This window comes from Thalassovita autumnalis (assembly GCF_001458255.1).
GTDB lineage: Bacteria > Pseudomonadota > Alphaproteobacteria > Rhodobacterales > Rhodobacteraceae > Thalassobius > Thalassobius autumnalis.
On record NZ_CYSB01000048.1, the window covers coordinates 17,510 to 32,045 of the forward strand.

Sequence of the window (14,536 nt, forward strand, 5' to 3'; positions counted from 1 at the left end):
ATCGAAGACGTTCTTTTAGACATTGTTTCGAAATTCTACAGTTTAAATTTGTTAGAAAAAACTTCGCCGCGGGGACGCATGTTTTCGGACAGGCCCGCGACAGAAGACAGAAATCCGCCGACGGGTTGGGCCGTGATTGATGTTTCACAAACATAGGCCCAAGTTTCAAAATCGATTAAGCATTCCGCGTGAAGCATATCGGTATTCCCCGTGAGGCGCGCACGGTTCCATTGGTCGAGCCACACGCCCCAAACAACCGCATCATGTTGGCCTGCGCCCAAAGCCGCACGGATCATGTTGGTCGCCATTTGTTGCGGTGTTTGACCTGCACGGCCCAACCTGCCGGCGACTTTGATCATGCGATCAACATCCCAATCAAAGGGCGCAATCAGGCCTGGCTCATACTCTCGTGCGGCCCAAAGCGTGTCGAGTTTCTGTGCGAGGGTCATCGCTGCAGGATCGTTTTGAACCTTTTGCCAATGGCACAGAGCCAAAACCTCGATCGGGAGGACCATGTTGTCCTCTCGTATCGCGTCCAAACGGATCAAAAGCGTCACAAACTGACAGGCTTTCAACACCAAAGCAGAACATTCTTCGTCTGGGACCTGTTTGATTTTTCGGCGGATTGCTTCGATTTCTTCAAGCGTTACGGCCTCTGCCAAGGTCACAGCCCCCGTGCGCCGCACTCTTGAATAGCTGGGCAAAAGCAGACCGTGCCAATTCCGAACGATTAGCAAACGCAGCACCCATGTCTGAAAACCACGCACCACGCGCCACGCGCCTAAAAATTCTAACAAAGCAAGGCCCGAGACCAAAGTCACCGGCAACAGCCAAACCACGCCCCAAGGAAAAATTGCAGTCCAAACGGCACTGTACAATGGCAACCACATCACATCATGTATCACATATAGCAAACGCACAGGCCCCGATGGATCAAACCATTGCGACGCCACGGCCCAACACAGCCATGAAAAGGATGACACCAACAGCAAAACGCTCAGCCATCGCCGTGTCCAATTTCGCGGTCGTCCTGCCTGGGCGATGCCAGCACGAATTAATGAAGAACGTCCCAAATTCATGGTGATGTCCCCCCGTTAACCACACCAGCCCCTGAAGGCGCGGGCGGCACTGGTGCCACGCCCCCCCCAGAAGAGATCGCGGGTGCCGCCGGCGCGACAGATGTGGCCGGCGGGGCGAGCGTGCCGGATTGGGGTGGCGTAAAGAACGACAACAAACTGTTCCAAATTAGGCTTGGCGTGTCCCAGATCACGTCACGGAAAAAATAGGCAAGCCCCGCAAGCACCAAGAATGGCACCAAGAAGGGCAACACAGGCCGCAAAAACCGAAATACCAGCAAAAGCGCCCACCAAAGCCTCAGCAAAGTGAGCTTGAACGATAATTTCACAGAAACCCAAGACATCGCAAAATTGATTTTCCGATAGAGACGGGCCGATTGCTTGTTGATCTTGTTCAACTCGGTATTGCTTTGCACCTTTTGGATTAACTGATCGGAAAAGCGATCAACACCCGCCAAGCGCTGTTGAAATTGTTCGGGATCAAAGCTCTCGGCTTCGGCCTCAATATCACGCAACAACGCATCATCCAATTGCTGCCCAATGGGGGCTGCGGTCTCTTGAGAGCTCATCTATAGTCTCTCAATCTCTTGCGTAGAGCGTTCAACGTCTTGGTCTTGGCTTGCAAGCTAAGTTCAGCTTCTTGGATGGAGGCGCTGCGCATTTCGAATTCGCTCATCAACTGCACCATATTGGCAAATCGGTCCGCTCTCATCGTTTCGGCCAACTCGGCGGCTTCAAGCTCCGAGGCATTTACATCCTCCATCAGCTCGGCGGTTTTTTGCAAAAACGCTTCGAGTTCGGACACGTGTTCAGTCGCCTTGCGCAGGTAATCATAGCTTTTGGCAACACGATCCTGCGTCAAAGAGACCTCGGACAGAATTTCAGAAAGAATGCCGTCCATTTGGTCATGGATGCCCGCCTGAGCCTCTGCCCATTCATCAGAGAGGCCTTCGACCCTTTCTTCCATGCCTTTTTGCAATTGCTCAGCAACTTGACCTTCATACAAATCGTCCGCCAATGCCGAAAGCGTTTTACGGTCAGCGATCCGTGGCGAGCGCACCGCCATATGGTCATTGATCCAACGAAGACTTAGATGCACCGGCGCAAAGGCGTTGACGTCTAACACCTCAACTTCGAGGTGGTCATGCCCAAGGTCAGATTTGGAAAACACAAAGCAAGGACGGCTTTCGGAATTCTCAAGGATCTCAGACGCTTCGACAAAAAGGTTCCCCAAAACAAGGCCAAGGTTTTCCGACAGGCTGCCGCCAAAGGCGTTGATCGACGGTGAAATTTTTTCTCCGAAAGGGGTGAAAACCAAAATGTCGTCTGGGTTTTCCGTCAGGCTCACCGCGCCAAAGGGGTCTAACCAATAACTCATTGGGCGATGATCGTCCGTTTGATGCGCCCAATAATGCTGGGGCAACAACCCTTCGAAACTGACCTGTGATGGATCATACATAAAGAAATGCGCCGGTTCTTCGCGGCCGGCGGCATGACCGGCGGCATAAGTAAAACCGGCGTGACTTTGCAGCTGTGGTGGCATCTTTCGCAACCCATCCACCAAGGCAGGAAGTTGCGCATCGCTGAACCGCAAAAGACGCATCTGCGGCGCGGCAAACGAGTTGATCAAATCGATTTCAGCCTCAAGCTCTGAAATCGTCTCGCGGATCTCTTCCAAATCGCCTTCATCGCGTTCGGAGTAGGGAACCTGCTCCAGATTGACTTTGTATCCAACGGGGAACTGCCGCGAGGCTATTGTCGCCTTCAACTGTTCTTTGGCCTCATCAGAGGGGTTTAGTGACACCGACGAGACCGATATATCCAGTGGGAAAAAGGTTTGCGCAGCCTCTTCTAGCCCCGCAAACTCGTCGGTTTTCAAGGTGAAAGACGTTTGATAAATGTCGTTGTCAGCGCCCCAGTACACAACCCAATCTGCGTCATCGGGCACTTTGCCCAACGCTCTCAGACCCGATAGCACCTTGGCGGCGTGCTTTTTCTCTAGATCCCCTAAGCTAAGGTGATCAGGCAGCCAGATTGTGCCTTGATTGACCTCGGTCCCCGCGAGGACAAACGATCCCTCCGCCCCGCGCGCCCTTAATCCCGACAAGGTTGCGCCATCAACGTCGTCATCTTTTAGGTGGACCAAAGTCACCTGTTGTTCGGTGCGCGATGTATCAAACGCGGCAAAAGCCGCGTGCCGTGATCGCCTGATCGTATCAGCAAGGTTCTTGGCGAGATCATCATGCGACCCAACGAGCACGCACAGTTTTTCCACTGTTTCCGACTCAACAGTTTCGTCGCCCAACAGGTGCAAACCAAATGCGCTGATTGCTTCGATGTCGAGAGCGCGAGAGATGTCCATCGGCTCTGCGCGTTTGCGTTTGGGGTCGTAAGTGACAGATAGGGTTTCCGAAAAGCAATCTGCGATCACTTGTCGCGCGTATAAGACCGCGTCCTTTGGGCCCCCAAGAGCGTCGTCCCAATGCGGCAGCACCAATACAACCTGGTGATCTTCGGTTACCAAAAACCGAAGGCCCGCGCGCTCAAGCATCATTAAATCGTCAGTTACATGAGCCAGAAAACGCAGAATACCTCTGCCCACGATCGGCGGAGATTTGTAGACTTGGGAAAGTTTAGACATTGATCGCTCCTAGAACCGATCTCATGAAAGACCAAGAAACTTGGCCAATCCACTGATTGGTGGTGGCCAGATTATCTTCGTCCTCTTCCAATGTGATGGGCTCCATCGGGCTATGTGTGTCAGGCGGGGACACAAAGAACTCGGCCCCGACAAAAAGGTCTTTTGGGAGAATGACACCCTGCAACGTGAAGCCCGAAGAAAAGGGAAGTTTAGCCTCTTGGCGGAAATTGCGCTCAAAGGCATTCCAATCGGCCAAGGCCGCCAAGGCCTCTTCGCTGCCTTCTGGCAATAATACAAAAACAATAACTTTGGCATAATCGGCTGGTGAGGTGGCAGGGTCCGATTTTTTGGGTCCACGTTTGCCCCCGCGCCGCAAACTGGTGAGTGAGCGATCCGCCAAAAGGGCAGATAAAGAGGTAAATTGGGTGTCTTCAATCGCCTCCATGCGGCGTCCTGCTGACGGAAGTTGATTGATGAATTCCGGCAGCAATTGTGTTTCGAAAAACATCTTTTTGCGCATTGCCCCAGACAGTAGAAAAGCATCCACGTTTCTGAGGGATTTCTTCAAACCCTGAACAGGGATATGCGCGACATTTACGCCCAATTCGGTTGCTTCAGCCCATAGCAAATCACTATTTCCAACCCCTAATTGATTAAGGAGGAACCGAAGTCTAATTGACGCATCCGCCCATGCGGCCTTAAGCAAAAACGCACCGTCTCCCAAGGATCTGCTGTCACACAATGTAACCGCCAAAATATCGCGCTTGGGTTGCTGGAAAGGCGGGCGGTGCCGAACCAAAAGCCCCTCATGGAGTAAGCGATTGGCAAGTAGTTCACTGGGCAGTATCAATTCAGACCCAACCGCATCGGGAAAATCTTCGAGTTGCGAAGAAACTCGGATACCTGCAACGCCGCCTTCTTTTGGATGAATGCCTGACCGTTTACGATGCGAGACCGCATTGGGTTTTAGCTTTCGTTTTGTGACTTCGGCCTCTGGGGGAAGTTCGGGGTCGGTCATTAACATCAGGCGCGCCGCCAAAGGGTCAATATCTGGCAACAGCTTGGCCGCATCACGAGAACGGCCAAAGCGTCCTGTGCGTGTTTCGGCAGAATGGCGCGCCGCGCAGTACAGGTTAACCGAAACTTCGGCCCAAAAACCTGCGCCCATGACGTCCAAGTCATCCATAGCAAGATCCACAAATTCGGTCAAACGAGCGTGATCGATCACGTCATTGAACGCATGGTTTTCTGCCGTCGCATTTCTCAATGCGGCAAAACCGGGCAAAACTACCGCGCCGCATTTGTCCATCGCATGCCGTAAGATCGGGGCGACAACCGTATCGTGAAACACAGGAACCGCGTCTTTCCAGAACCGAGAGCCCCCAAATTCGCGCACCATCCCAATAATTTCACCAGCACGTACAAACCCGCGCCCCCAAAAGGGCTGCGTTGCAGGAATGTCCTTTTGCTCAAGCTCAGACAATGCGACAGCCATGGCATCTGACAAAGCCAGATGGCGTTCAGCGTAAATTCGCTGCAGCTCTTTGGCGCGCTCCGGCAAAGAACTCGGCGCAGAGAGGCTGTCGTCAATATCGATCTTTATCGGGGGCATGCTATTGCTTCAAATCCAACCGGCTTTTGTTTTTTAGGTCACTATTAGGGCCGTCCGACCCAAAACGCGGAATGACGCTGAGATCCTCGGCCTCAATTGAGGGAGCCTTGCCCTGCTCCCGCGCGCATCTCAGCAACGCATTGGCCAAGATAATGCCGGCAAATTTGACCAAGCGCCTGTTTGACATATCCGAGGCACCGGATTTTCTCATGGTTTCAACCAGATCTTTTAGACGGGCCATCGTGACTTGGGTCTGGTCGATGGACAATTCACCATTTTGGGTCAGTTCATCCACCGTGACGCGATAGGACACCAAATCATCCAGCAAACCGCTGAAATCCACGTCACCATCGCTGCTTTTTGGTGTGTTGTGGGTTTCATTCCACGCCTTGCTCAGCAAATCGCCCGTGTCACGTGGGGTAGCGTTTTCCAGCCAACTGCGCAGCAAAAACCGGTCATATACCGCCGCGAGGCCGCGCTCACTGGGCGGCTGGTTGGAGGCGGCAAAAAGCAAACGCATCGGCACTTTGTGAACGATGCCGCGATCTTGGTATTTTTTCTCGTTCATGAATGTCAAAAGTGAGTTCAAGATCGCACTGGACGCATTAAACACTTCATCGAGGAAAACCACTTGCGCTTTCTGCATCATGCCTGCATCGTCGCGGATAAATTGTTTCTCGTCACCAAACAGTTTCCCCAAATCAAAATAGCCAAACAATTCAGATGGTTCTGTGAACTGGGTGAGAAGATATTCGAAATACTCTTCCTTCTTCTGCTCTTTCTGTACCTGCCCCTTCCCATAGCGAGGCGCAGTCATGGCATCATCACCCACAAGGCTGATTAGGTTGCAAAATGTACGAATTAACCGCGATTTGGCCGTCCCTGGGGGACCAATCATCACCATCGCCTCGCCCGTCAAAGCGGCGAGCATCATACACTCAATCGTGTCTTGCATGCCAAAAAAACGGTCGTTGAGCGCCTGTTCCAAGGCCACGACTTTATGCAGGGTTGCTTCGTGTTTTTCGTAAAGGCAGCTCAGCCCAGATTTGTTGAACATATTTGTTCACCTCAAAATGATTTTCTTAGAAGGGACGCGGCGCATGCGGGTAGGGTGTCTTTGAAATCGGGGGACATGACATCTATGTCAAAGGATGCATCATGGTCGACAATCACAGCGCCAATTTCGATTGGGTCCGCGCCCAGAATTTCGGCGATGGCAAAGCCTTGTTCGCGGGCCTCATACAACAGCCAAATATCCCAAAACTGTGCCCAGTTTTCTCGTTCAGAGAGGTTCCGCGTGATTTGCATGAAAAACGGATCAATTCCAGTTTCTTGCAACGCCTTGGGCCTCTGAGACGCAACCAAAATAGCCAGTGTTTCAGGGGCTATCGCATGGGCAGGATCTTCGGCCATTAATAGAACGCGATCGGCAAGATAGTGACGCATCTTTGCCAGCAAAGACATCTGAAAGCGCGGATCAACAAAGGCATAATAAATTAAGGCAGCGCCGAACTCTCTCAGTTCATCCCGAGCCTTTGGTCCCTTTTCGCGCTTGATATGATAACGCCACCGCGTTACGGCCGCGTCCCTAAAAAGGGCAAATTTGTTAGCGGGCACGGCCTGGGCGATAAGAGATGACATAAACGCCGCTTTGGGCAAGTCGGGCTGTTCGTCAAAAACATCGCGCAACCGACGCAAGGCGCTGTCGCGGGAGTGATAGCTGTGGTCATCAAAAGAAAGCAAACGCGGCAAAGCTGGCAAACGATTCGCTGGCAGGGGCGCTTTAGCGAACAATGTGTCAACACATTGCGACGCAAGCCCCCTCAACTCGGAGGCCGCATCATCAATGTCTTTTACTGTCGCGGGTGTCGCAGTGAGCGACATCAAATCATAAATCAAAGCAAAGTCGTCTATTCAATTCTTCCGCTCCATAAAGCCACGGAGAGACTAATCAGAGCAATGGCAATCAACCACGCGTGCATTGATAGCGGTGGTGTGTTGCGGTTCTGATGCAGTTGGAAATGTGCTTGTTCAATGCGCCCTCCATAGGTGTTTGAGCCGAGCTCTGCAAGTTTTGAAACATTCGCGCCAAAGTCAAGCGCTTCGGCTCTATCACCACTCATGTTTGTCGTCTTCGCGGGTAAGAAAAGCGGGATTCTTTGCGCCTGTTTTGAGGGCTCTTCGAGTATCAAATAGCCAAATGATTTCTTGTCGTTCAGGTCCAAATTGACCATCGCGTGAAAAACGCCTTCGCGCCCTGAATTGACAAAGTTTAACCCGCTGGCGCGGCCATTCTGGGTTGCGATACGCCCGCCAAGATGGGTTGGGATTTCATCGGCATTACCTTGGGAAAGAACCGTTACGGTGATCTTTGTGGTGCCGCCAGACAGCTCAATTTCAATATCGTAGCGGTCTTGATCGTTCCACCCGATCAACTCGTCCATCGCCCGCCCAACCTCCATGGCGCTGTCTTTGGAAAATGAATATCGCGCAGGGATAGCCCCCAGAAAAACCGCCACAGCCCCCGATTGGCCACCATAGCCTCTGCGAACGGCAAGGACAGGGTCAGGCGGCGGCGTTTCATGAATTGACCAAACAGTTGCGTCCACACGCGGATAGGCAATCGCAATTCCGTCGACCTGCGCCGAAGAGAGCAGCGCAAGATCGTCGAGGGGGGTCGGAGTAAACCCACCTTCGCGAAAGAAACCTGCACGCTCTTTTGGTTCAAAATAAGATAGTTTGATATTTGCGGCTGCCCTATTTGATCTCAATAAAATCTCTTCTCCCCAACCTGCCACCGCAGCGGGGAAGCTATCTCCGCTAGTCGAGATCGAAGTGGTATAACACTGTGGGCTGGTGGACGGCGTCTCGAAATAGCCGTCAGAAATAAAGAAATAGGCGCAATAATTCGACCTAAGCTGCGCCGCACGAGACAGCGTGCTGCTAGGCGCTGTGCCACCGCCGACACTGAGGGCGTCAATAAACCGACGCGCAGCAGAAATGTTTCCGGCCGAAGCGACGCGTTGCGAAAACTCGCGACCTGCTTGGGATGAAAAGGGCAAAATCGCAAACCTGTCATGCTCGGCAAGTTGATCCAGCACCGCATTGGCCGCAGCCCGAGCGCGGCTCATTGTGTCACTCATCGAGCCTGAGGTGTCGATCATAATCACCACATTGCGGGCTGGCGGCTTTTCGATAAAGGCGCGGGGGTTGCTGTCCACAGGAAGATAGGGGGACAGGACACTCTCATTCCAATCGGAAATTCGCTGCGGATCGGTCACATCGCCACGCAGACCGCCATTGATGAGAAGAATGCTCGTCTTACCCAATCCAGCGACCAGCTGATTGAGGTAATCAGATGGGAAGTCCTGCGGCGTCACACTGTCCAAAACCACAAGATCATATTGATCCGGCGAAACCGGCGCGGAAGGATCAGCGCGTTCAATCAGCCAACGTTCTTGTGGCAAAAGGTCCGCCCAAGGCGCGCCACCATAGGCCAAAACACGGGCAGGGCCGCGCACCATCGTAAACACTGTGTTGCTTTGCGTGACCGCGTCCTCGCTATATAGCGCAGAAACATAGTGAAGGCCGCGTGAATTGAACACAGTATCCGCACGCACTGGCGACAGAACCGCGCTATCCAAGGTCACAGGTGCACTCTCGGCGTCAAATTGGCTGAGCTGGATCACACCTTGCCCGCGGCCTGTTAGACGCAAGGTGGCGGGCGCGTTGACATATTGTGTCGGGCCAATATCCGCCGACACTATCCCCCCGCCTGCCGATTGGGAGCCATAGGCGAACCAATAGATGGGCACCCCCATGGACCGCGCCTCTTGATAGGTGGTCTCTTTGACCTCGTGGTCAAAATGGCCATCACTAAGGAGCAGAATTGCGCCGCGTCCGCCGGTCTTTTTGATTTTCGCAAGGGCGGTTTGAAGTGCCAAAGCGCCATTGCTTTGATCGCTTTTATTTTGCGGGCGGACCGCCGCCAAGTTGATCGGCAACTGGCCCAAGCGCTCGGGCCGTGTTATCGAATCGACCGCCGACCCAAATTGAAGCGCCTCGCCACGCCAGTTGATTCCGTCATTTTGCTGCAGCATCCGATCCGTCAGGGCGCCAGTATGTTTGGCAAACTCCGCAATTGCTGCTTTTGCGGCATCGGGATTGCGCCACACGCTCTCGGAGGAGTCAATCAAGGCGACAACCAACCCCGTTTCCTGCGCTGCATCCCCCTTGGGGTTCAGGCGCAAAATCTCGGGCTGCCTCAGGGCAGTGCCCAGCAACACAATACTGAGCATGAAAAACAAAGACGACACACATAACCGCCATGACGACAAAGAGGCGGAACCTTTTGCCACCCTTTCCACCACGACCGCCAAAACGACAGCGATCCCAAGGCCGATTAATGCCTGCGACGCAAGCCAGAGCGACGTGTCGCAAGCGACGATCCCATCGAAAAAGGGGCGAAGATCAGCTTCACATATCATTTATCGACGCTTTCTCGTTTGCACACGCAGCTTCCAAACCCGCTCAAGGATCAGTGCGATCAAGGCGACGAGGACAAAATAGGGCCAGACGGGTTTGGTACGCGCGACCGTTTGGTCCGCCGCAATCGGCGTCAGCGCGTCCGGTGTCGACAAGGCACGCGCTGTATCCCCTTCGAGCCACGCCCGCGATACCTTCTGGCCAGTCGCGCTTTCCCAAGTTAGCGCCATTGGCATCACTTGATCGCCAAGCAACGCACGCAAACCGTTGTAGAAAAAGGTTAGGGACAGGTTGCGTAGGTCCGACCCGCCGTCCACAACAACAGGGGGTAAAATAATCCCGCGAGGGGACTGGCGTTCGGCGATCAATATCCCTCCTTGGCTGTCCATAAGGGTTGGCACAAATCCCTGCGGAAGCTGGAAGTTACCAGCACTGGGCAGGTTTCTTTCCAGCACATCAAAATTCACACCGTTAAAAATGTCGCTATTTTTGAGGAATACGCCAATGCTCCTGTCGGAGCTTTGCCTCGTCCATTGACTGCCCACAATGATGATTGGGCGCGCTAAATCAGCGTGGGTCAAATCCTCAAAACCCGTCACAAGGGGGCCAAGATTTGACGCCTCCAAACCGCTCGGCGCGGGCAAAGTGGCCAAACGCCACTCAACTTTTTGGCTTTGGACCTCGGGGATACTCAATGAAGCCAGATCATCTCCCGAATAGGCACCGCCATCCGGCAGGCTGATTTTGTAGTCGCCCGCCATTGAGATTGGAAAGGCGACTTTAAACCGATCTTCGCGATCTAAAGCCCGCCTGGCAATCTTGGTTGCAACGCCATTAGGACCCTGCAGAGTGACTTGAGGTGGCGGCACCGCCCCCGAACGCAACAGGTCAACGGTCAGAGACGCCGTGCGTGTCGCCATCCCCTTTGAGGCAATCTCAGCCGCGACAATGCCAATGTTATCTTGGGGAGCGCCGACCTGATGCCAAAAATACCCGACAGTCGTCGCGCCAAGCGCCCCCGAGGGTTTGACCTGATCTGTTATAATAAGGGTATGTGTCACCTCACAGGCTTCTGACTTTGCCTCTGCCGCTTTGAGGAGAGAGGCGACTTCGGCACTATACGGTTGCACGGCAACCAATGGCAACGCTTCGGCCAAGGGGCGCGGTGCCGATGCCGATTGTGAAACGGTGACCAACTCTTCGCAAAATGCGGTGTCTGTGCCCATGTCTTTGGCAATTTGGCGTTGCGTGTCAATTACCTGCAAGGCGCGATCCAATCGCGTGGCGCTCCCATCGGCAACGGACATGGAATGACTAACATCCAAAACAACCCGCAGCCCAATAGCGTCGGCCTTGACCTCGCGGTCCCATGTGAATTTTGCACCGATCGCTGCCAAGGCCGCCAACAGCGTGATCAAATGTAGCCAAAATGACATTGATCTTACAGGCAGCTTCAAGGCAAAGCGGCGTTCCTGAGTTGGGTTGTCCTCTGGCTCTGGCAAAAAACGCCCAAATGACAGCGCAACACGCCTAGGAGGGCGGCGTTGCATATACCACGCAATGATGGCGCTACCGGCAAGGCCAGCAATCCCCAATGGCCACATCACAAAGCCCCCCGCGCAGAAACCCAGTGCAACAGCGAACAATGTTGCATGTCATTCACGAACGCGTCCTCGAATTCTTGGCCAGACAATACAGGTTTTAGAGAACGCGGATTGTGCCAAACAACTCCGCTCCCTGACCAGTTTCGTTTTCTATGAGACAGAAACGCATCGACCTTCTTTTTGGTTTCCTTCACAAAATCGCTATCGAACTCGTATAAGTCGTCCTGAAAAAAGCAGCCTTCAATGTCTTGGATTTTTGCCTTTCGGCTTGCGCCGACCTCGGCCAGCTCAGCATCGATACTGTTCATCGGAAGGAGATGGACACTGCGCCAGTTTTTACGCGCTTTATGAATGAACCTTGTGAATTTCTCTTGATCATCCTCGAACAAGAAGTCCGAGACGACAACAACCATTGACGTAGGCTTTAGATGAGCCGCCACGCTGCGAAGAGATAACTGAGGCGTTTCACCCAACGCGGCAAAGTCATTTGATCTCGATTGCCAAAGCTCGTTGACATATTTTTGGGCCTTTACCGCAGCTCCGCGCCCCGAGACGATCAAAGGCGCAACAGAGGTAGAGCCGCCAAAAATAGGCGCGATGACCAGCCGGTCGCCACAGTGTTCAGCCACATTCGCCAAGGCCTGCGCCAGCCAGAACGCATAAACCGCCTTGGGAGAGAGTTCCGGCAAGAACATTGCAGGGCGCAGATCCAGCAAGATCATCAAGGTCGCTTGTTCTTCGGCCTCGAAGCGCCGGACCACCCGATCATTGGGGCGACCAACACGGCGCGATGCGGCCCAATCGACCAAACGAATATCGTCTCCCAATTGATAATCCCGAAACTCCCGAAAAACGAGGCTTTGCCCCGCTTTTTGCCGCAGATGCGCCCCCAAACCGCGTTTTGGCGCATTTTTTTGGGCCCGAAGTCGCAGGCGTTTCAACGTATTTTCAGATAGGGGAGATTTGATCGAAAAACCCGCCACGCTACAAATGTCCCATTTCCCGTGTCGCGTCCAATTTCGCCTTAAACCTGAGGTGATACCCAGCCAGATCATTCCCAACTGCAAGGTCAGGCGCCGCTGCCGCAGCCAATTCCTTGAGATAGTCGTCCAGCCGCTGCGTTTCGTGCGCGGGGCTGTAATCGGTGTCGCTCATTTCGTGATCAATACGGATGCGGTGACGCAGCACAGGACAGACCACGCGCGCCAAAGCGGCCACCGACTCAAATGGGAACTCATCTGGACGACTGGGGTCGGCCTCAACCACCGCGGCCCAGCCGAGCGTAGCCTTGGCAAGTGAAATGGCCGCCCGCGTTCCTAATGGATACTCAACCCTACCGGCCACCATCGCGTTCAAGGCGCTTTGGCGTTTACTGGATAGATAGCGAACCTGATCAAAGCGACCGTTCGTGGCCATCACAATGTTTATGATGTGAACTGAAACCGCTTCTGGTAGTTTCGCGGACATAATGCCACGGCGTGCATTCTCTAAACGTTTAAGAGTCTCCAAACGCGCCTCGGTCTCATCCTGCTCCTCCGAGGCAGAGACCGCAGGACGGGGTTTGGAATACTCTGCGGCGGTATTTGACAACTCTTTTTCGACGATCTTATCGAGCGTATCCGCCGATGGCAGCTCAAGTTTGACCTTGAACATAAACCGGTCAAGCTGTGCCTCTGGGAGATCAAAGGTGCCATCTTGGTCGATCGGGTTTTGGGTCGCCAAAACCATGAATGGGTTCAAAACCTGCTTAACCCCACGTGGGTCTAAGTCGTTAGGGTGGCGCAGTTCATAGGTTTGGCCCAATACGGTGACACGAAACTCGGCCATGGCCTCCAGCATAGCGGCTTGGGTTTTGGGCGTGGCGCGGTTGATCTCATCCGCCAAAAGAATCTCGGAGAAAATCGGGCCCTTCTTGAATGTTAAGCGTTGAGGGTCCACCTCGTCTGGCATCAAAGTGCCGGTAATATCCGACGGCATCAAATCTGGTGTAAACTGGATACGCCCAACCGACGACGGCCCCAAACCCAACGCATTAGAAAGCGCCTTAACAAGGGCCGTTTTCCCCAGGCCTGGGTTGCTCTCAAGCAAAATATGACCATCACTCAACAGCGCAACCAGCATCGCCGCGACAACATGGTCCAGCTCGGATAGTTTCCCCTTGGTTTCTACCGCTTGCGGGATGGATCGAAGAAATTCGATGTCTTTTTCAGTCAACGTATATGTCATTGTAAAACCTTTGCTAATTCGCATTAATATAGGCATTTATCCACGCGGGCAGCCGTTGACTGATTGGTGGCGGTGATACCGTAATATCCGGCGCATCTGTTGCCGTGATTTCGACGAACACCACCTTCGCAGGCGTGCCAGCCTCGGCGAAGATTTGCTGATGCAATTGGATGCTAATCTCTTCTCCACTCGACGGCGTTGTCTCGGGCACGTGGGACCCGCCAATTTCGGTCATATCACCCTTTCCAGAAAGCAAGATTTGACCTGTTTCCGTTCCAGCAGCCAATTCATTGACTGCCTCCACTCTTGCCAAGCTGTGATCTGCCGGCAATCGGGCAGAGTTTGGGTTGCCCGATTGGCCCTGACCCGACTGGTTGCCCGATTGGCCCTGGCCAGTCTGGTTGCCCGATTGGCCTTGAACCGACTGGTTGCCTGATTGGCCCTGACCAGACTGGTTGCCAGACTGGCCCTGGCCCGACTGGTTGCCTGATTGACCCTGACCCGACTGGCTGCCTGATTGGCCCTGGCCAGACTGGTTGCCCGATTGGCCTTGACCCGACTGGTTGCCTGATTGGCCCTGACCAGACTGGTTGCCAGACTGGCCCTGGCCCGACTGGTTGCCCGATTGGCCTTGGCCAGACTGGTTGCCTGATTGGCCCTGGCCAGACTGGTTGCCCGATTGGCCTTGACCCGACTGGTTGCCTGATTGGCCCTGACCAGACTGGTTGCCAGACTGGCCCTGGCCCGACTGGTTGCCTGATTGGCCCTGGCCCGACTGGTTGCCTGATTGGCCCTGGCCAGACTGGTTGCCCGATTGGCCTTGACCCGACTGGTTGCCTGATTGGCCCTGACCAGACTGGTTACCAGACTGGCCCTGGCCCGACTGGTTGCC

General features: G+C 53.9%; 11 protein-coding genes. All 11 read right to left on the bottom strand.

Annotated elements, in window-relative coordinates:
• Window positions 1-35: 35 nt before the first annotated feature.
• From TL5118_RS21255 to TL5118_RS21260, 11 genes are read right to left on the bottom strand one after another with little or no spacing between them, the layout of a single operon-like run.
• Window positions 36-1,079: a hypothetical protein gene (locus tag TL5118_RS21255; RefSeq protein WP_131727479.1), complete on the bottom strand. Its 1,044-nt coding sequence runs from the start codon at window positions 1,077-1,079 to the stop codon at window positions 36-38.
• Window positions 1,076-1,645: a hypothetical protein gene (locus TL5118_RS20590; protein ID WP_058243140.1), complete on the bottom strand. Its 570-nt coding sequence runs from the start codon at window positions 1,643-1,645 to the stop codon at window positions 1,076-1,078. Before TL5118_RS20590 ends, TL5118_RS21255 begins: the two co-directional genes overlap by 4 nt.
• Entirely contained in the window at window positions 1,642-3,717 is a 2,076-nt protein-coding gene (locus tag TL5118_RS20595) for a hypothetical protein (protein ID WP_131727480.1), read from the bottom strand. The genes TL5118_RS20590 and TL5118_RS20595 overlap by 4 nt, the downstream gene beginning before the upstream one ends.
• Complete coding sequence (locus tag TL5118_RS20600) at window positions 3,710-5,329, bottom strand: hypothetical protein (protein WP_058243138.1); 1,620 nt, start codon at window positions 5,327-5,329, stop codon at window positions 3,710-3,712. The genes TL5118_RS20595 and TL5118_RS20600 overlap by 8 nt, the downstream gene beginning before the upstream one ends.
• Before the next feature lies 1 nt (window position 5,330).
• The gene (locus tag TL5118_RS20605; protein WP_058243137.1) at window positions 5,331-6,386 is read right to left on the bottom strand and encodes an AAA family ATPase; all 1,056 of its coding nucleotides are present in this window, start codon (window positions 6,384-6,386) and stop codon (window positions 5,331-5,333) included.
• A gap of 11 nt (window positions 6,387-6,397) precedes the next feature.
• Entirely contained in the window at window positions 6,398-7,228 is an 831-nt protein-coding gene (locus tag TL5118_RS20610) for a hypothetical protein (protein ID WP_058243136.1), read from the bottom strand.
• Window positions 7,229-7,239: 11 nt separating this feature from the next.
• A complete protein-coding gene (locus TL5118_RS20615; RefSeq protein ID WP_058243135.1) occupies window positions 7,240-9,816 on the bottom strand; it encodes a vWA domain-containing protein in 2,577 nt (858 codons plus the stop codon).
• On the bottom strand, window positions 9,817-11,460 hold the full coding sequence (locus TL5118_RS20620; RefSeq protein ID WP_131727623.1) for a hypothetical protein: 1,644 nt from the start codon (window positions 11,458-11,460) through the stop codon (window positions 9,817-9,819).
• Window positions 11,418-12,401 carry a DUF58 domain-containing protein gene (locus TL5118_RS20625; RefSeq protein ID WP_165590077.1) on the bottom strand — a complete coding sequence of 328 codons (984 nt, stop codon included), beginning with the start codon at window positions 12,399-12,401 and terminating at the stop codon, window positions 11,418-11,420. Before TL5118_RS20625 ends, TL5118_RS20620 begins: the two co-directional genes overlap by 43 nt.
• 1 nt (window position 12,402) lies before the next feature.
• Window positions 12,403-13,632: an AAA family ATPase gene (locus TL5118_RS20635; RefSeq protein WP_242601836.1), complete on the bottom strand. Its 1,230-nt coding sequence runs from the start codon at window positions 13,630-13,632 to the stop codon at window positions 12,403-12,405.
• 25 nt (window positions 13,633-13,657) lie between these two features.
• A complete protein-coding gene (locus TL5118_RS21260; protein ID WP_131727482.1) occupies window positions 13,658-13,957 on the bottom strand; it encodes a hypothetical protein in 300 nt (99 codons plus the stop codon).
• Between the last annotated feature and the right edge of the window lie 579 nt (window positions 13,958-14,536).